The 251-nt window shown below is 45.8% G+C and carries 1 tRNA gene and 1 rRNA gene; both read left to right on the top strand.

From position 1 onward, the window contains the following. Nucleotides 1-62 (top strand): 16S ribosomal RNA (locus IWT5_RS11945); the annotation flags it as partial. Between the two features lie 86 nt (nt 63-148). Then, nucleotides 149-222, top strand: a tRNA-Ile gene (locus IWT5_RS11940). Nucleotides 223-251: the final 29 nt, after the last annotated feature.

Raw genomic sequence — 251 nt, 5'->3', positions numbered from 1 at the left:
TGATTAGGGTGAAGTCGTAACAAGGTAGCCGTAGGAGAACCTGCGGCTGGATCACCTCCTTTCTAAGGAATAATACGGAAACCTGCACAGGAACAAAACTTTGTTTAGTTTTGAGAGGCCTACTCTCAATTGCATAATAACGCTTTTTGGGCCTATAGCTCAGCTGGTTAGAGCGCACGCCTGATAAGCGTGAGGTCGATGGTTCGAGTCCATTTAGGCCCACTCAACAAACTTTGTTTGTTATGGGGAAT

Source organism: Secundilactobacillus mixtipabuli (genome assembly GCF_002217925.1).
GTDB classification, from domain to species: domain Bacteria; phylum Bacillota; class Bacilli; order Lactobacillales; family Lactobacillaceae; genus Secundilactobacillus; species Secundilactobacillus mixtipabuli.
The sequence above is the reverse complement of the archived record's forward strand: the minus strand, read 5'-3'. Positions and strand labels throughout refer to the sequence as shown.